The 16,783-nt window shown below is 66.6% G+C and carries 18 protein-coding genes and 2 riboswitches; of the genes, 6 read left to right on the top strand and 12 right to left on the bottom strand.

The annotated features are described in order from the left end of the window. Window positions 1-10 precede the first annotated feature (10 nt). Entirely contained in the window at window positions 11-1,288 is a 1,278-nt protein-coding gene (locus H9639_RS07120; protein ID WP_191745172.1) for an acyl-CoA dehydrogenase family protein, read from the bottom strand. Between the two features lie 60 nt (window positions 1,289-1,348). Next, entirely contained in the window at window positions 1,349-2,587 is a 1,239-nt protein-coding gene (locus tag H9639_RS07115) for an acyl-CoA dehydrogenase family protein (RefSeq protein ID WP_191807385.1), read from the bottom strand. Between the two features lie 75 nt (window positions 2,588-2,662). Beyond that, window positions 2,663-2,776: riboswitch (SAM riboswitch) on the bottom strand. Window positions 2,777-2,998: 222 nt separating this feature from the next. On the opposite strand from H9639_RS07115, the gene H9639_RS07110 reads away from it, so the two are divergent. Beyond that, a complete protein-coding gene (locus H9639_RS07110; RefSeq protein WP_191807384.1) occupies window positions 2,999-3,535 on the top strand; it encodes a GNAT family N-acetyltransferase in 537 nt (178 codons plus the stop codon). Between the two features lie 14 nt (window positions 3,536-3,549). Here the strand turns inward: H9639_RS07110 and H9639_RS07105 are convergent, their stop codons facing one another. Both H9639_RS07105 and H9639_RS07100 read right to left on the bottom strand, forming a co-directional pair. Continuing rightward, window positions 3,550-4,125, bottom strand: a complete 576-nt coding sequence (locus H9639_RS07105) for a DUF1990 family protein (RefSeq protein WP_191807383.1) — start codon at window positions 4,123-4,125, stop codon at window positions 3,550-3,552. Beyond that, window positions 4,122-4,514 carry an MmcQ/YjbR family DNA-binding protein gene (locus tag H9639_RS07100; RefSeq protein WP_191745176.1) on the bottom strand — a complete coding sequence of 131 codons (393 nt, stop codon included), beginning with the start codon at window positions 4,512-4,514 and terminating at the stop codon, window positions 4,122-4,124. Before H9639_RS07100 ends, H9639_RS07105 begins: the two co-directional genes overlap by 4 nt. A 154-nt stretch (window positions 4,515-4,668) precedes the next feature. Between H9639_RS07100 and H9639_RS07095 the strand changes: the two genes are divergently transcribed. Further along, the gene (locus H9639_RS07095) at window positions 4,669-5,466 is read left to right on the top strand and encodes a DUF1206 domain-containing protein (protein WP_191745177.1); all 798 of its coding nucleotides are present in this window, start codon (window positions 4,669-4,671) and stop codon (window positions 5,464-5,466) included. Here the strand turns inward: H9639_RS07095 and H9639_RS07090 are convergent. From H9639_RS07090 to H9639_RS07070, 5 genes are read right to left on the bottom strand one after another with little or no spacing between them, the layout of a single operon-like run. Continuing rightward, window positions 5,463-6,338 carry a MetQ/NlpA family ABC transporter substrate-binding protein gene (locus H9639_RS07090; protein ID WP_191807382.1) on the bottom strand — a complete coding sequence of 292 codons (876 nt, stop codon included), beginning with the start codon at window positions 6,336-6,338 and terminating at the stop codon, window positions 5,463-5,465. The two genes, H9639_RS07095 and H9639_RS07090, sit on opposite strands and share 4 nt — an antisense overlap. A gap of 35 nt (window positions 6,339-6,373) precedes the next feature. Then, the gene (locus tag H9639_RS07085) at window positions 6,374-7,588 is read right to left on the bottom strand and encodes an acyl-CoA dehydrogenase family protein (protein WP_191807381.1); all 1,215 of its coding nucleotides are present in this window, start codon (window positions 7,586-7,588) and stop codon (window positions 6,374-6,376) included. Continuing rightward, window positions 7,585-9,018 (bottom strand): LLM class flavin-dependent oxidoreductase, encoded by a 1,434-nt coding sequence (locus tag H9639_RS07080; RefSeq protein WP_191807380.1) that lies wholly within the window; start codon window positions 9,016-9,018, stop codon window positions 7,585-7,587. The genes H9639_RS07085 and H9639_RS07080 overlap by 4 nt, the downstream gene beginning before the upstream one ends. Window positions 9,019-9,039: 21 nt before the next feature. Further along, the gene (locus H9639_RS07075; RefSeq protein ID WP_191745181.1) at window positions 9,040-9,705 is read right to left on the bottom strand and encodes a methionine ABC transporter permease; all 666 of its coding nucleotides are present in this window, start codon (window positions 9,703-9,705) and stop codon (window positions 9,040-9,042) included. Continuing rightward, the gene (locus tag H9639_RS07070; protein ID WP_191807379.1) at window positions 9,698-10,507 is read right to left on the bottom strand and encodes a methionine ABC transporter ATP-binding protein; all 810 of its coding nucleotides are present in this window, start codon (window positions 10,505-10,507) and stop codon (window positions 9,698-9,700) included. Before H9639_RS07070 ends, H9639_RS07075 begins: the two co-directional genes overlap by 8 nt. Before the next feature lie 103 nt (window positions 10,508-10,610). Beyond that, window positions 10,611-10,712, bottom strand: a riboswitch (SAM riboswitch). A gap of 233 nt (window positions 10,713-10,945) precedes the next feature. On the opposite strand from H9639_RS07070, the gene H9639_RS07065 reads away from it, so the two are divergent. Both H9639_RS07065 and H9639_RS17160 read left to right on the top strand, forming a co-directional pair. Continuing rightward, window positions 10,946-11,266, top strand: a complete 321-nt coding sequence (locus tag H9639_RS07065; protein ID WP_191807378.1) for a DMT family transporter — start codon at window positions 10,946-10,948, stop codon at window positions 11,264-11,266. Window positions 11,267-11,348: 82 nt separating this feature from the next. Beyond that, entirely contained in the window at window positions 11,349-11,906 is a 558-nt protein-coding gene (locus tag H9639_RS17160; protein ID WP_191807377.1) for a DUF6434 domain-containing protein, read from the top strand. A 21-nt stretch (window positions 11,907-11,927) separates the two neighbouring features. Here the strand turns inward: H9639_RS17160 and H9639_RS07055 are convergent, their stop codons facing one another. The 3 genes from H9639_RS07055 to H9639_RS07045 all read right to left on the bottom strand — a co-directional run bounded on the left by H9639_RS07055 (window position 11,928) and on the right by H9639_RS07045 (window position 14,179). Further along, window positions 11,928-12,344, bottom strand: a complete 417-nt coding sequence (locus H9639_RS07055) for a CoA-binding protein (RefSeq protein WP_191807376.1) — start codon at window positions 12,342-12,344, stop codon at window positions 11,928-11,930. An 86-nt stretch (window positions 12,345-12,430) separates the two neighbouring features. Further along, window positions 12,431-13,204: an alpha/beta fold hydrolase gene (locus H9639_RS07050; protein ID WP_191807375.1), complete on the bottom strand. Its 774-nt coding sequence runs from the start codon at window positions 13,202-13,204 to the stop codon at window positions 12,431-12,433. A 39-nt stretch (window positions 13,205-13,243) separates the two neighbouring features. Then, on the bottom strand, window positions 13,244-14,179 hold the full coding sequence (locus H9639_RS07045; RefSeq protein WP_191807374.1) for a LysR family transcriptional regulator: 936 nt from the start codon (window positions 14,177-14,179) through the stop codon (window positions 13,244-13,246). Between the two features lie 47 nt (window positions 14,180-14,226). Here H9639_RS07045 and H9639_RS07040 point away from each other — a divergent pair, with 47 nt between their 5' ends. Both H9639_RS07040 and H9639_RS07035 read left to right on the top strand, forming a co-directional pair. Continuing rightward, window positions 14,227-15,348, top strand: coding sequence for an MBL fold metallo-hydrolase (locus H9639_RS07040; protein WP_225219260.1), 1,122 nt, complete (start codon window positions 14,227-14,229; stop codon window positions 15,346-15,348). Between the two features lie 18 nt (window positions 15,349-15,366). Further along, window positions 15,367-16,779 carry an MFS transporter gene (locus tag H9639_RS07035; protein ID WP_191807373.1) on the top strand — a complete coding sequence of 471 codons (1,413 nt, stop codon included), beginning with the start codon at window positions 15,367-15,369 and terminating at the stop codon, window positions 16,777-16,779. Window positions 16,780-16,783 lie beyond the last annotated feature (4 nt).

Below are 16,783 nucleotides of genomic sequence, written 5' to 3'. Positions count from 1 at the left end.
CGTTGCGGGGTCAGCCGGCCGTCCCCGGCTGGTCCCGCGTACCGGCCGGGAGCGGTAGCCCCGCGGCGCCGGCAGCTTCCTGTGCCGCCGCTTCCCCGATGCCCCAGATGAACGGGGGCTCAGCGGCGTTGACTTCCCAGTCCCCCACGATCCGGGCCTTGTAAATGAACGGATTATGGGTCGCCACCGTGCGCGCGTTCCGCCAGTGCCGGTCCAGGGCCTTGCTGGCGCTGGTGGAGGACGCGCCGAGGGCGTTGAAGATCGCTCCAGCCGCCTCCGGCACCAGCGTGCTCAGTACGGTCTGGGCCCGGGCAGATTCCAGCTCAGCGGCAATATTCGCCGCCTTCTCGACGTCGGCGCCCTGCTCCCGGGCCGCGAAGACCCGGTCCAGGCTGTGCGCCACGCTGAGTGCTGCGGCCCTGGCTACGTAGGCTTTTGCGCTGATCTCGCCGACCACCTGCAGGATCTGGGGGTCCTGCCGGACCAGAGGTGCGTTACCGTTGCCGAAAACCCGTTTGCGCTCCCGCACCTGGGTGCCGGCTTCGGTAACGGCCGCCTGCGCGATTCCCGCGAGGACCACCAGCAGGATGTGCTGGTACAGCGCGGTCTGGTACGGGAACCGGTTTTCGAAGGCAAACACGTGGGCGGGGTCCACTGCAGCATTGGTGAAAACCGTGGTCCCGCTGCCGGTCAGCCGCTGGCCGAAACCGTCCCAGTCGTCATAGGTCTCGACGCCGGAGGTCCGGGTGGCGACGATCACCGAGACGTGGGAGCCGTCCGGCCGCTTGGCGGTGACGTCGATCCAATCGGCGAAGATGGTGCCCGTGGTGTAGAACTTCCGCCCGTCGAGCACCAGCCCGGCGTCCGTTTCGGCCAGGACCGTGGCCGTGCCGCCGGCGCCGGGTTCGGTCCAGGCGTTGCCGGCCAGCTCGCCGGCTGCGAAGCGCCGAAGCCAGCCGCTGCGGTCGTCACCCCGGCCGTGGTGGTAGAGGCTGTCCTCCACGAGTGCGATATGTCCGCGCAGGGCCTGTGGAATATGGCTGTCCGCCGTTGCCAGCTCGATCAGCAGATCGGTGAATTCCGCCCAGCCCAGGCCGTCCCCGCCGAACTCAGCGGGGATGCGGGCGGCCCCGAAGCCGGCCTCCCGCAGCCAGTTGATCTGTTCGAACGGAAGTTCCCGGGCCAGCTCGCGGTCCAGCGCCCCGGCCGCGATGCGTTCGAAGACCGGCCGGTACTTGGCGGCGGCCCTGGCATGGGCCGTGGAGGTGTCGGTGAGAGTGTCAGTCATAGTGGTGCTCCTGGTTTCGCCCGTCCGGGCAGGGTGGTGGTGCTGCGCCGCAGCCCGGGCTTAGGTGTAGAGCGAAATCGGCTGGACTTCACCGAGCAGGTAGTTGGCCCCGACCTCAACCTTTTTGTAGTCGACCGGATCATGCAGGCTGTGCGTGCGGATGTTGCGCCAGAAGAGGTCCAGGCCTACCGCAGACTTCGCCGAGGATGATCCGGTCACCTCGAAGATACGGTTGGCCGTGTCCACGCCCACCTCACTGGAGACCACCTTGAGCCGGGCGATCTCAATGGCATGCTCCGCCCGTGCTTCGGCGGTCAGCTGGCCGCCGGCGGCAATCACGCCGTCGAACCGGCGGTTTATCCGGTCCGCCAGCGCCTCCACGGCAGCGATGCGGGAATCCAGTTCACCGTAGACCCGCTGGGTCAGCGGATCCTGGGCGTAGGTTTCGGCGCTGGAAAGGAACCAGGAGTTCCTGCGGCCCAGCGTAATCTCACGTCCGCGTGCCAGGGCTCCCTGGGCGATACCCAGGTAGAGGTTGCCGAAGGCCAGCTGGATGTAGGGGGTGACCAGCGTGGAGAACGGTTCCTCACCCACCTCGCCGATGATGTCTTCCGACGTGATCTGCACGCCGCGGTACTTCACCGAACCGCTGGCGGAAAGGCGCTGGCCCAGGGCATCCCAGTTGCCGAGATATTCGATTCCGGCCCGGTCATGATCAACCGCCAGTGCCAGGAATTTCCCCTGGTCTTCGCCGGCGGAAATGACCGCGTTGACCAGGATGGCATTGCCCACGGACGCACCGGTGGAAAAATGCTTGATGCCCTCCAGCCGGTAGCCGTTCCCGTCCGGAACGAGTTCCAGGCTGGGGTCCACGGGATTCACCGAATCACCCCAGGACCAGCCGGCCTGCGCCGAGCGGCGGAACAGACGCTCCTGCACCTCTGCGCTGCCGTAGAAAACGACGGCGCCGAGGTTGGCGTAGTGGTAGGCAAGGATCTGCGCGATCGACGCGTCCGTCCGCGCCAGGATCCGCACGGCATGCAGCGCGCTTTCCCAGTGTCCGCCCCGGCCGCCCCACTCCGCGGGGATGATCAGGTTGAGCAGCCCGGAACGCCGCAGCAGTTCCACCTCGGCATGCGGGTCGACGTTCCGGCGGTCCCGTTCCAGGACGTCCGCGGCCAGTGCGGCGGCAACATCCTCCGCGGTCCTGCTCCAGTGATCCAGTTCTTCGGGGGAAGCATGCCCGTTCCAGGGCGAACGGGCGGCCTGCAGCTCTACTTCGTTATCGACGATGGTCATATCGCGTCCTTCAGTCCAAGGCACCCGCCTGCCGACGGCGCGCAGCAATCACCCGGTTGGGGAGCCGCCGAAGAGGGGCCGTACTTGCCTGGCACGGTCTGTGCGCGGCCGGATCCTCATCTGGGGCACCCCGCTACGGGAGAGGGTTGCCGCCCAACCAGCCAGAGCTTGTCGTTGGGACTCTTGATCTTGGTGACGAGTATGCCGCTGCAGCTGCCGTAAAGGGTAGGAAATGAAGGTCAATGACGCCCTGCTGCCCCGTGTTACGCGGTGTGCTGCCGTACCGGAGGCGGGGGCGGGATTCTCCCGGGGAACCAGTGGAATCTTGGAGCTTGCAGAAACCGTGGACACTGGATATTTTTGCCGTCGAATGGACGTTTCCGGGTGAATCCATAGGGAAGAATATTCATCGTGACCACAATTTCTGAGGAGCAGGTGCCCGCGGGCAGCCTGCTGTCCGCCCGGCTGGAGCTGGCGGAGATGTCAGCGGCAGACGTTGACGCTTTGATTGTCGGTGTCCGGTGCCCGTCCTGGGCTGAGGACTTTCCGCAGGCCGTCGATGAGGACGCGGCCACGCAGTACTTTCAGGCCGGGCTGCTTGGCCCCCGGGCCGGGATTTTCGGTGCCCGGCTGATCCGCGAGCGCGGTGGGGCCGTCATTGGGACCATCGGTTTCCTGGGCGCTCCGGTCGACGGCGCCGTGGAAGTCACCTACAACATTGTTCCCTCACGGCGGGGCGGCGGGTATGCCACCGAGGCTCTGATTGCGCTCAGCCGCTTCGCGCTGGCCCAGCCGGGTGTTGAACGGGTGACCGCGTATACCGACGAACAGAACGATGCCTCGATGTCCCTGCTCCTGACAGCGGGCTTTATGCCGGTGGAATCCTCGGGCCCGGACCTGGCCTTTGTCCTCCACCACAGGACTCAGCTGCCCGACGCCGAGGGGTGAGCTGGTAGGTCGGCCTACGCCTTTCCCGCCGCCAGCCGCCGGGCGGTCCGGAAATACCGGTTCGTAAACATCTGCTGCGTGCGCCGGTTCAGCGGACCGCCGACTTTGATGAGCAGGTTCGCGGGCCGGCTGAACGCGGCAACCCGGAAATACAGCTGCCCGTCTTCGCTGAGCTCACCGTAGAACCCTTCCTCGCCGGCCTCGGGGTGTCCGCGCAGCGTGCCGTACCCGAAACCTGCCCGCTGGCCAGGCACCGGACGGCCGCCGTCGTCGAGCATGGGTTCAGTGCTCCACAGGACTCGGCACGGCGCGTGCCAGCGCAGCGGGCCGATCCCCACGCCGGAGGACATTTCCAATCCCGGACGGGCGCGGGGTGTACCGGGATCCACCCACAGTCCGCTGCCGCGGTGCAGGTCCCAGCCGAGCACGCCGTCGACCAGGCGCAGGAACCCCAGCGCCGGATCCTTCACAGGAATGCGTTCCTCTCGCAGCACCAGCCGGTACCGCGGAGGCCAGCCGCCCTCCAGCGGCACCGGGTACGGGCGTTCGGTCCGGCCGGGATCCAGGTAGGTCAGTTTCCGCTGTGTCATCCCCCGGCCAGCCCCTTCCAGGCCAGGGATTCCCGGTCCCGGCGGGGCAGGGAGGCCACCACCAGGTCATAGGAATCCTCCACCAGGTTCCGCACCACGTCATCAGCCAGGTTTCCGGTGAGGTCCAGCTGGTTCCAGTGGGTCTTGTTCATATGCCAGGCCCCGGTGATTTCCGGATTGGCGGCCCGCAGCTGCTGCGCGAGCTCGGGTTCACATTTGAGGCTGATGGTCAGCGGATCGCCGGCCAGGGCGGACAGGGCGAACATTTTGGCCGGCCGCCCTGCACCGGCTGCACGCACCTTGAACACCGAGGATTCGGGGCCAAACGGAAAGTCCTCATAGGCTCCGGTCAGGGACAGGCAGTACTGCCTCAGGGTTGCGGCGTCCATGAATTGACCTTAGCGCCGCGTAGGTCCCGCGCACCACAGATGGCAGGATGGAGAAACCACTAAGCACACGCACTACTTCGGCGGCCCCACCGGGCGCCGGCAACCTTTGGAGGATGGATTGGGCAAGGACCGGGCAAACGCCGGCGGGGGCAGGATGACGCAGGCCGCAGAGCGTGCTGCCGACTCCAAGTCATTTGAGCGGGCAGCGCGCATGGGCTACGTGGCCAGTGGCTTGCTGCACGCCCTGATTGGCCTCATTGCGCTGCAGATCGCGTTCGGTGACGGGGGCAGTGCCGACTCCTCCGGTGCGATGTCCGCGCTCGCTTCCCGGCCGGGTGGCATCTTCCTGATCTGGGCCTGTTTCCTTGGCTGCCTTGCGCTGGCGCTGTTCCAGGTCAGCCGCGCGTTCCTTGACTCGGCCGGCAGCCGGAAGGAAGTCTGGAAGAAACGGGCGACCGATGCCGGTTCAGCTGTTGTCTACGGCGCCATTGGCATCAGCTTCGGTGTTTTCGCGCTCGGTGGTTCCAGTGACAGCGGGCAGAACCAGGCCACCTGGACGGCCCGGCTTCTCAGCCAGCCCGCAGGCCAGATCCTGGTGGGCCTGATCGGTGCGGTGGTCGCCGGCATCGGGATTTACTTCGTCTACAAGGGCGTGATGCGGACGTTCCGGAAGAACCTCGGACCGATCCCGAGCGGACCCTGGCAGCGTGCAGTGACCATCACGGGGATCACGGGTTTCACCGCGAAGGGCCTCTCACTGCTTATTCTGGGCGGCCTGGTCATTGCTGCCGCCGCCACCGCGGACCCGCAGAAGTCCACCGGTTTGGACGGCGCCCTGCACGCCTTGAAGGAGGCGCCCCAGGGCTGGCTGGCGCTGGGCGCCGTCGGGGTGGGGCTGATTTGCTACGGCCTGTACCTGGGCATTATGCGGGCCCGCTTCGGCAAGCTTTAGGCCTGCCACCAGGAGTCGAGTTCCTCAAGCGGGTCAGCGTCCCACGGTGTGGGCAGCACACCGTCCATGTAGCCGGCAAACCACTCCTTGACCTCGGGTGACTGGTAGGCCTCCTTGAGTACCTTCGCCTTTTCGGTTTCTGCGAATTCCACTGTTCCGGCGACGACGCACCGGAACGGAATCTGGTCCGCTTCCTTCTCGAACGCCAGGGCGTCATCAGGTGAGAGTCCAATTTCGGCGGCCAGGCGCACGAACAGGAACCCGGCGTCGACGTCGGGCAGCGTCTTGGACAGCGACTGCTGGTCCACTTCCACAAAGGTCAGGTTCTTCGGGTTGGCGGTGATGGTTTCCTGCGACGTATGGATCACCCCCACACCGTCCTTCAGTTCCAGCAGCCCGGCGTCGCGCAGCAGCAGGAGCGCGCGGCCGTTGTTCGAGGGGTCCACCGGCAAGGCGATCCGGGCGCCGTCCGGGAGTTCCTGCAGGCTGGAGTAGCGCTCGGACCAGATGCCGCCGGGTGAGCCGTAGACGTAGAACAGCGGCTGAACTTCCAGCTTCTGGTCCACGTTGAACTGCTGCAGGTAGGCGCCGTGCTGGAAGTAGTTGGCGTCGAATTCGCCGTTGGAGACGGCCAGGTTCGGCTGCACGATGTCGGTGACGTACGTGGGTTCCAGCGTCCAGCCCTGGGCCTTGAGCAGTTCGACGGCGATCTTCGTGGGCTCCTGATAGGGGGCGGACTCGGTGACAATGATCTTGATGGTCTTGTCATCCGAGGCGGACGCCCCGCCGGTGAGGCCGCAGCCGGTGGCGGCGGTGAGCGAGGCGGCGCCTGCGCCCGCCAGGGCCAGCTTGAGAAAGTTCCTGCGTTCCATGGTTGTCCTTCGTAAGGGGTGGGTGACGTGAGTGGTTACCGGTAGGCGGAGGGAACGGGTTCGGTGCCGTTGAGGAAGTAGCGGCCGAGTTCGTTGTATTTGTAGGCCACCGGATCGTGGAGGGTGTGGGTGCGGACGTCCCGCCAGTAGCGGTCAAAGCCGTATTTGCTGCCCGCAGCGCGTGCCCCGGTGACGTCGAAAACCCGTGCGGTGACGTCCAGGGACACTTCGTGGGCGGTAACCTTCGCAGCGGCAATCTGTTCGGCCACTCCGGCCCGGTCCGCCGCGGTCAGCTCCTCCCCGGCATCCCAGGCCCACTGCAGCGCCGTGGCGGCATGGTCGACGACGGCGGCCAGCGTCTGCAGCGCGGCCGTGAAGGAGCCGTAGTGGTTCTGGATAAACGGATCTTCCGCAGCGGACTCCACCTCGGCGTGGAACCAGGGCCGCGCACTGCTGCGCGTGTAGTCCCGGGCTGCGAGGACGGCGCCTTCGGCTGCGGCCAGGTAGGCATGCGCGAAGAGCAGCTGGAATGCGGGGGTGGTGAGGACCTGGTGTGGACGGCGTTCGCCGTCGTGCGCTCCCAGATTCGTGATCACGTCCCCACCCGGCACAAAAACGTCGCGGAATTCGATGGTGTTTGTTGCCGTAAGCCGGGAGCCAAGGACGTCCCAGTCGTCGTGGCGGATCACTCCCTCGGATGCGGTGTCGATGATCAGCGCCAGCCGGTCTCCGCCGTCGACAATTGCCCGGCCGTAAATCCTGTCGGCGACCCGGCTGCCGGTGGAGAACGGCTTTTTACCGGTGACACGGTAGCCGCCGTCGACGCGCCGGGCGGTGGCCTGCGGTCCCTGCGGGGTGCCGGTGGAGGACCAGAGCCACTGCTGGGCCAGGCATTCGTCCGCGAGTGCCTGCCCGCGTTCCTCGTCCAGGTCGAGGTACGGGAAGGACTGGAAAATGTAGTGGTAGCCGAGCAGCTGGCCGATGGAGTTGTCCGCCCGGGCGATCCGCTGCACAATCTCGAACGCCGTGGGCCAGTCAATTCCTGCGCCGCCGAAGCGGGTGGGAATGGTCAGCGGCAGCAGGCCGGACCGTCGCAGGATTTCCACCTCGGTGAAGGGCGGTTTGTTCGCCAGGTCCCGTTCCAGGGCGTCGGCACCGAGGATCGCGGCAACCTCGTCGGCCAGTGCGAACCAATGTTCCTGGCCGGCACTGGTGCTGCGGCCGTAGCGGTGAAGCAGGCTGGCGGTCATCGGGTTTCTCCTGCGGTTGCAAGGCCGGTTTCGTGGGCAGCGGCGGTGAAGGCTCCGCGGAAGCGGGCGGCCGGGTGGCGTTCGTTCAGCAGCGGCCCGTTGCCGAAGAGCTTTTCGCGCAGGGTTCCCGGCGCGTACTCGTTCTGGGCCAGCCCGCGGCGGCGCAGTTCCGGCAGCACCCCGCCAATGAAATCGGTGTAGGAGCCGGGCAGCACAGCATTGATGATGTTGATGCCGTCCACGCCGGCGTCCTGCCAGCGCTCGAGTTCATCGGCAATCTGCTCCGGTGTGCCGGTGATCTGCTGCGCTTCGGTCCGGTACCGGGCGACGTCAGCCAGGGTCGGGTTGCCGCCCGGGGTGGAGTCGATGATGGCCTGCAGCACGCCGCGGCCGCCTTCGGTCTGCACGTCGCCAAGCGGGGTGTCAAGATCGAGCCCGCCGAGGTCGATTCCCAGGCCGCCGCCGATGTGCGCGATCACGGCGTCCAGGTCCAGGTATTCGTCCAGTTCGGCCTTTTTGCGCCGGGCTTCGGCTTCGGTGCCGCCGACCACAAAGGACAGTCCGGTGAAGACCTTGACATCGTCCGGCAACCGCCCGGCCTCGACGGCCCGGGACCGGACCCCGGCCGCCACCTTGGCGGCATGGGCGGGGTTCGGCGCAAAGATGAACGTGGCTTCGGCGTTGGCCGCCGCGAACTGCTGGCCGCGTCCGGAGCTGCCGGCCTGGAAGAGCACGGGGGTGCGCTGCGCGGACGGCGCGCTCAGGTGCGGTCCGTCGATGGAGTAGCGCTCGCCGCGGTGGTGGATCTTGTGCACCTTCTCCGGGTCCGCGTGGACACCGGAGGCCTTGTCCTGCATCAGCGCGCCGTCGTCCCAGGAGCCTTCCCACAGCTTGTACACCGCGTCCGTATACTCATCCGCCCAGTCATACCGGCGGTCGTGTTCCGTGAGCCCGGCGCCGTCGAAATTGCGGTGTGCGTTCTCCAGCACCGAGGTGACGATGTTCCAGCCGGCGCGGCCGCCGGAGAGGTGATCCAGCGTGGACATCTGCCGGGCGAACTGGAAGGGGTGGCTTTGCACCACCGACGATGTCGCCGCCAGACCGATCTCCGAGGTGGCTCCGGCCAGCGCCGCGAGCAGCAGTACGGGATCGTTGGCCGGCACCTGCAGGCCGCGGCGCACATGCGAGGCCCAGCCGCCGTCGTGGTTTCCATACAGGCCCACGACGTCGGCGAAAAAGAGGGCGTCGAACTTCGCCGCTTCGAGCTGCCGGGCCAGGTCCGTCCAGAAGCCGAGCTCGTTGAACCGGTGCTGTTCGGCGTCCGGGTGGCGCCACTGGCCGCCACGGATGTGGCTGGTGGTGTTCATCAGGAACGCGTTCAGCAGCAGGCGCGGCCGGGGCCCGGAAAACCGGGTACTGGGGATAGGCATGGTGGTTCTTTCGGTTGAAGGCTAAAGACGCTTGTCCGCGCGCCGGGAAATCCAAGAGCCGCCCAGCTGGACGGCCTGCACCAGCAGGATCATCAGGACGATCGCGGTGATCATCAGCCCGGTTTCGTAGCGGTAATAGCCGTAGCGGATGGCGAAGTCGCCGATTCCGCCGCCGCCGACAAGCCCGGCCATCGCGGAATAGGAGATGAAGCTGACCGTCATGATGGTCACGGAGCTGATCAGCCCCGGCCGTGCTTCCACGAGCAGGACGTCGCGGACAATCTGCCCCCGGGTGGCGCCCATGGACCGGGCAGCCTCCACCACACCCCCGCCGAGAGCGGTGATGTTCTGTTCCACGAACCGGGCGAAATACGGGATCGCGTTGATGGTCAGCGGCACGATCACCGCCGCCGTGCCGATGGTGGTGCCCACGACGAAGCGGGTGAACGGGATGATCGCGATCAGCAGGATCAGGAACGGAAAGGACCGGACCAGGTTGACCAGCGAATCCAGGACCCGGTGCAGTTTGGGCTTGTGGACCAGCCCGTTGGGGCCGAGCGTGTACAGCAGGACACCCAGCGGCGTGCCGATCAGCACGGCCAGCGGGATGGCCACCAGGAGCATGATGCCGGTCTGGCCCAGGGCTGTGAGCAGTTCGGGCCAGACTTCGATGATGCGCTCAAGCACGGTGGGCTCCTTCGAGCCGGCGGCCGGCCGGCTTTCTGTCGGCACGGTCCAGACTGATTTCGTCCGAGATCAGGTAGCGGCCGATCGAGGTGGCGGGGCTGAAACCGGGCTGCTGCAGGTCCGTGAGCGCGAACTGTTCCACTACCCGCCCGTCCTCCATCACGGCCACATTGTCTGCGATCGCCTTGATGACGTTCATTTCGTGGGTCACCACCACGATCGTGATGCCGAAGCGGGCGTTCACATCGCTGAGGTACTGCAGCACGGAGGCAGTGGTCCGCGGGTCGACGGCGGAGGTGGGCTCGTCGCACAGCAGCACCTTCGGCTCGGTGGCCAGCGCCCGGGCGATTGCCACCCGCTGCTTCTGGCCGCCGGAAAGCTTGGCCGGATACGCTCCCGCTTTGTCGGACAGATCGACGACGGCGAGCGCCTCGAGTGCCCGGCGGCGGCGCTCGGCGGCGTTTTTGACCCCGGAGAACTTCAGCGAAAGTTCCACGTTCTGCGCCGCGGTGCGGTTGTTCAGCAGGTTGAAGTGCTGGAAGATCATGCCGATCCCGTGCCGGGTGGCGCGCAGGGCCGCGTCATCCAGGGCAGTGACGTCCACACCGTCCACCAGGATCCGTCCGGAGGTGGGGCGTTCCAAGAGGTTGATGTTGCGCAGCAGCGTGGATTTACCGGCCCCGGAGAAGCCAATGATTCCCTGGATGCTGCCCCGCGGAATCTCCAGTGACACGTCATCCACAGCTGTGAAACGGGAATCCCCGGTGCCAAAAACGGTCGAAACATTCTCGATCCGAATCATGCCGTCCTCCTTCGGTCATTGCCCGGGAAGAGGTGAGCACCGCACGGCATACCCCTGGATGCGCTGAGGCGCACCCAGGGGAGACCAAAAGAAAGCGGGTGCTTCTCCATCGGTCCTGGCGGTAGCACCCCTCTCCTCCGCAGGATTACGGAAGGGGTTGCTGCGGCGTCATGGAGCCAGGTCTCTCAGCCGCTCTGGATGGTTACGGGTCCATGTAAGCCGGGACAGCCCCAGCCCGGCAAGAACATGTCAGTGTATGGCCCGGCACGTCGCTGTGTGACGCTCCGGGCGTCACACAGCGGCTTTGTTACGTAACCCGGCCCGGCCCGCTGCGTCCGGTTCTGCGTTCGTGGTGACCCACCAGACGCCGCCGGTAGGGCAGGATGGATGTATGACGGATTCCCGAACAGCCTCCACCGCTGCCGGTCCGAACCACGCATGAAAGGCTGGCTTTTCCTGGCTGGCGCCATCCTGCTGGAAGTGTCCGGTTCCCTCTCGCTGAAGGCTGCGCTCTCCGCGCCCGGCTGGTACGCCGTCGTGGTAACCGGCTATGTGGGCGCCTTCGTGCTGCTGTCAGCAACGCTCCGGACCGGGATGCCGCTGGGCGTTGCCTACGGAATCTGGGCTGCCGCCGGCGTGGCGCTGACCGCGGTCCTGGGGCGGATCCTGTTCAAGGAGGCCCTGACCTGGCTGATGGGGTTCGGCATCATCCTGATCATCGGCGGTGTGCTCCTGGTGGAGATGGGCGCGGCGCACTGACCCTGATACCGACGGGGGCCGCCACAAAAATACCGAGGCGGTGCCTGCAGCCGTATCCGCCCGGGTCAGGGAGGATAGAGCAGTGACTCTTTCGGAACGCCCGGCCCTCTCCCCCACTCTCACCGCGGCCGAGTTCCGGCGCTGGTATTGGCTGAAGGAAGAGCTCGTTGGCTTTGCCCGGGCCCAGGGGCTGCCCGCCTCCGGATCCAAGGAATTACTGGGCGACCGGGTTGCGGCCTTCCTGGCCGGCGAACCCCTGCCCGAAGCGCCTGCCCGGGCCACGCGGCAGAACCAGGTCCGCCGCCTGGTGCCCCCGCTGACGATTCATACCGTGATCCCGGCCGGGCATCCCTGCAGCCAGGTCCTGCGGGAATTTTTCGTGAATGCCCTCGGCCCCGGCTTCCGGTTCGACGCACCCATGCGGGAGTTCTTCGCCGCCAATGACGGCACCGCAACCATGGGCGCGGCGCTCGATCACTGGCACGCCACCCGGGGAGAGGCACCCCGGCCGATCGGCCAGCAGTTTGAGCTGAACCGATTCTCCCGCGAGTGGCACGCTGCCAATCCTTCCGGCACCCGGGAGCAGATGCGCGCGGCATGGCAGGTCCACCGGTCGCTGCCGGTGGATCAGCGGGGGTAGGGACAGAGACCTGCGGCTGGCCTACAGTCCGTAGCGCCCGGCTTCGATCACCGGGCAGGTGTCCATCACGACGTCGAGCCCGGCGTCGTGCGCACGCTGGGCAGCCGCTTCATCAATAACACCCAGCTGCAGCCACACCGCCTTCGCGCCGGCATCGATGGCCTGGTCCACAACGCTGCCCACCCTCGCGGAGTTCACAAAACAGTCAACGACGTCGATCTGGCCGGGAACTTCGGCGAGACGGGTGTAGCCCTTGTTCCCGTGAACGTCCTCTCCCTTGAGGTTCACCGGGATGACTTCCATCCCCAGTGTGTCCTGGATAAACCGGGACACCCCCACGGCGGGGCGCAGCGGATTGGTGGACAGCCCCACCACAGCCCACCGGCCTCGGGCCGAGAGCAGGCGGGATATGACCTCAGGATCATTACGGTGCGTCATGGGGCCGCCTCCTCCGGTCGGTCGTGCTGAAGACATTCTTACCTTACGCGCCGGGCAGCACGCCCGTGGGGGCGCGAGCCTCTGCCCTACGCGAGGAACGCTTCGACGGCGGCGGCCAGCTCGGCATCTTCAATGCCATGCCATCCGCCGGCCAGGAGCCGGAATGAGCCTTCAGGAAGCACCTCCGCAGTGTTCCGCGCCCACTCCTGCAGCCGCTCATCGCTGCCGCTGCTGGCCAAAACGAGGACCGGCACCCGGACTCCGGTCAGGCTGCGGATATCCGTGTCGATCATCAGCGTGAGGTCGTAGGAAATGGTGTGCGCCGCGGCTTCGAACTGGCTGGGCCCCGAGGATTGAATCATGTCCCCGGGGACACCGATGGATTCCTGGAACAGCCGGATCGCGCCGGCGCGGTCGCCGGCTTCGATGAGTGCCGCGAGCTGGGGACGGATGTCCGTCCCGGAGTCACCATCATCGGAAAGGGGCGGTTCCACGGCCACCACGCTGGAGATAACGGCGGATTCCGAAGCTGCCCGCAGCGCCAGGATCGCACCGGAGGAGGTGCCCAGCACATCCGCTGTCCCGCCGGCAGTTTCCACGACCGCAAGAAGATCATCGACCTCGGATTCGGCCGTGTATTCCTCCCCGTCGCCGCTTTCGCCTTTCCCCCGCCGGTCATAGGTGTAGACGGTGTGGCCCGAAGCAAGCCGCTCGGCAACACCGGCCATTCCCGAGGTGGTCCGGTCCATCATGATCGGGTCCACCACCACCAGGGGTGGGCCTTCCCCGTGCCGTTCCCAGGCGATTGGTGTTCCGTCGGCGGACAGTACGCGTCCCGAGGCGCCGGCTGTGGGGTCCATGGCTTCTCCTTCGCTGGAGTGGGGGCCGCTGGCGGGCCGTCACTCCACCGTAGGAGGGCCGCCGGGCCGGGTCAATGGGCCGGCGGTGCCCCAATGAGCCCGGAGCGCGGCCAGGGACTCTTCCACCAAGGCACTGCGGGTCACCCCGGCCGGCAGCGCGGCCATCACGGAATTTGTGGAACTGTTCCCGGCCAGCGGCAGGAAAGTCAGCGGCTGCCCCTCCGGAGAGACCGGCGAAGGCTGCATCAGCAGGGAATACGCCAGGTTCCGGCCCACCACGTTGTGGATGGCCTGGACGCTTGCCGACCGCCAGCGGACATCCGGCTCCACTCCGGCACGGGCGTACTCGGCGATGGTCCGCTGGAGAGCCGGTTCCTCGTCCATGAGAATTGCCGGGAAGGGTGCCAGTTCGGCCAGGCTCACCGTGCGCTGCCCTGCCAGGGGATGTTCCGGGCTGAGGACGGCCTGCCTGCGGGTTTCCATCAGCAGCTCGGCCGTACAGTCCGGCAGCACCTGCGCTTCGTACACCACACACAGCTGGAGCCGCCCGGCGAGCATGGCTTCCTGGATATCCGGTCCGCTGCCTTCCACGAAGTCCAGTTCCACCTGCGGATGCCGGGTGGTGAACCAGTCCACCAGCACCGGAACCGCGTGCATCGCCAGCGTCCTGAACACTCCGATGACCAGCCGGCCGGATAACTGGCCGTGCACCTGGTCGAGCACCGCTGCCAGGTCCGCAACCTGGTCCGTCATCTGCCGGGCCCGGGTGGCTACAACCTGCCCTTCCGGTGTCAGAGAGACGCCCTTGCCGCGCCGCCGGATGGCCAGGCTTACGCCGAGTGCCTGCTCCAGCTGGGACAGGGCCAGGCTCACCGCCGCCTGTGAGACGTGGCAGCGCCGCGCTGCCCCGGTGATCGACTGGGTCTCCGCGACCGCCGCAAAGTACTCGAGCTGGCGCAGCGTGACTTCACTCATAAAGCCCCCTTATGGGTCTAGCCAGTAATTATAGCTAGGTAAATGTGATGCAGGACACCATCCTTGAGGGAGTCCGCAAAACAGCAACCGACGGAGCAAACCCGATGGCAGTACCCGATTCCCTTCCCCACGTGATCACCCTCGGCACCGCGGGCGGACCCCGCTGGTGGAAGGATCATCAGGGCACCCCGCGCTTCGGAATTGCGACGGCGGTGGTAGTCAACGGCACCTGGTACCTCGTGGACTGCGGTCAGGGGGCCGGACGCCAGGCCAGCGCCGCCGGTCTGCAGATGGCCGACCTCGGCGGAATCTTCATCACCCACATGCACTCCGACCACACCGTGGACCTGCCTTCCCTGCTGTTGTTCGGTGCCTTCGAACTCAAAAACACACCCCGGGGCCCCATCCCCGTGATCGGCCCCGGAGACCGGGGCAAGCTGCCGCCGCTGTCACCGCGGGCCACCACGGTGCCGGCCGCCATTGCACCCGAACGCCCGACGCCGGGAGTCGCCGGCCTGGTCGAGGGCCTGCTGTCGGCTTACGCCACCGACTGCAACGACAGGATTTTTGATTCCCTGGCCAAGAGTCCGGCGGACCAGTTCCAGCCCCGCGAAATCACTCTTCCGGCCAGTCTCGGTTTTGATCCTGATACGAACGTTTCTCCTGACATGGAGCCGGTGGAAGTGTTCCGCGACTCGAACGTCACCGTGACGGCCGTGCTGGTCAGCCACCATCCAACGGCCCCGGCCTTTGCCTTCCGCTTCGACACAGCAGCCGGCTCAGTGACAATCTCCGGAGACACGGCACCGTGCGCCAACATAGTCCGGCTTGCCCGCGGGACTGACCTCCTGCTGCATGAAGCGATCAACCTGGACATCCTGGCCCGCCAGTACACGGACGCACAGATGCTCCAGGCCACCATGGACCACCACCGCCGCGCCCACACCACCGCTGCGGAAGCCGGCCGGATAGCCGCAGAAGCCGGGGCGCACCACCTCGCGCTCCACCACCTGGTGCCGACATATTCCCCGCCCGAGGCGTGGACCGAGGCCCGGACCACCTTCACCGGAGCCCTCAGCATCCCCGATGACCTGGAGATCATTCCCTTCGGCAGCACCGGCGGACCTGCCGCCCGCCGGTGCGTTTCCAGCGCATCAGCCGCCCTCTAAGACTTTGAGGTAACCACTATGAGCACCCAGCACCGCACCCCCTCCGCCCCGGACGGCGGTTACCACGCCTCACCGCGGGAAATGCGCCGGATCCTGCTTTCCAGCTTCCTGGGCACCGCCGTCGAGTATTACGACTTCATCCTCTACGCCACCGCCGCCGGAATCGTTTTCAACCAGGTCTTCTTCGCCGGCATGGACCCGCAGGTCGCGATCTTCGTCTCCTTCGGCACCCTCGCCGTCGGATACGTCGCACGCCCTTTGGGCGGCGTCATCTTCGGCCACCTCGGTGACCGGGTCGGGCGGAAGACCATCCTGGTCACCACCGTGCTCATGATGGGAATCGCATCCACTCTGATCGGCCTGCTGCCCACCAGCGAGCAGGTCGGGGTATGGGCGCCGATCCTCTTGGTGACCCTGCGCCTGTTCCAGGGCATCGCCGTCGGCGGGGAGTGGGGCGGGGCCATGCTCCTGGCGTTCGAGAACGCCAAGAAGGAATCCCGCGGGTTCGCCTCCGCCTTCGCCTACATGGGCGCCCCGGCCGGCACCATCCTGGGCACCCTGATGCTCTCCGCCATGTCCACCCTGCCGCCGGAACAGTTCCTGTCCTGGGGCTGGCGCGTTCCGTTCCTGCTCTCCGCCGTCCTGATGGGCCTCGCCATCTTTATCCGCATGAAGGTCTCCGAATCCCGGATCTTCAGCGAACTCTCCGCCAAGGCCGAGGAAAAGAAGCGCCGGGTACCCGCTGCCGAACTGTTCCGCGAGCACCCCAAGGCGCTGCTTATTGCCATCGGCGCCGGGCTGTCCGGGCAGATGGCCCAGGGACTGATGGGCGCGTGGGCTATTTCCTACGCCGTGCAGCAGGCCGTCCTGGCCCAGACCGAAGTCCTCAACATCAAGGCCCTCGGCGGGGTGAGCACCATCCTCGTCATTATTGTGGCGTCCAAGCTTTCGGACCGGATGGGCCGCCGCCGCGTGCTCATCTGGGGCAACATCGGCGCCATGATCCTGGCCTTCCCCGTGATGGCGCTGCTGGACATGGGTTCCACCGTGGCCTTTATGCTGGCCATTTTCCTGGGCCTGTCCCTAGTGCAGGGATTCACTTCCGGCCCCTACGGAGCCTTTGCCGGTGAGCTGTTCCCCACCTCCGTGCGCTATTCCGGTGCTTCGATCGGCTACCAGCTGGCGGCCACCCTCGGTGCGGGCTTCACGCCCATGATCGCCACCGCCCTGGTGATCGCCGGCGGCGGATCCCTGTGGCTCGTCGCCGGACTATGGACGGCTTTCTCCGGCATGTCACTGATCTCACTGCTGGCCGCCAAGGACCGTTCCGGTGAGGACATCCAGGAGCTGGACCAAACAGCTGAAGCGTCGGCTTCCGCGGCTGGCCAGGCCGAGCCGGTCCAGCCGAGCGTACCGGCGGGGCGCAGTTAGCCGC

The organism is Arthrobacter gallicola (assembly GCF_014836775.1).
GTDB lineage: Bacteria > Actinomycetota > Actinomycetes > Actinomycetales > Micrococcaceae > Arthrobacter_B > Arthrobacter_B gallicola.
The sequence above is the reverse complement of the archived record's forward strand: the minus strand, read 5'-3'. Positions and strand labels throughout refer to the sequence as shown.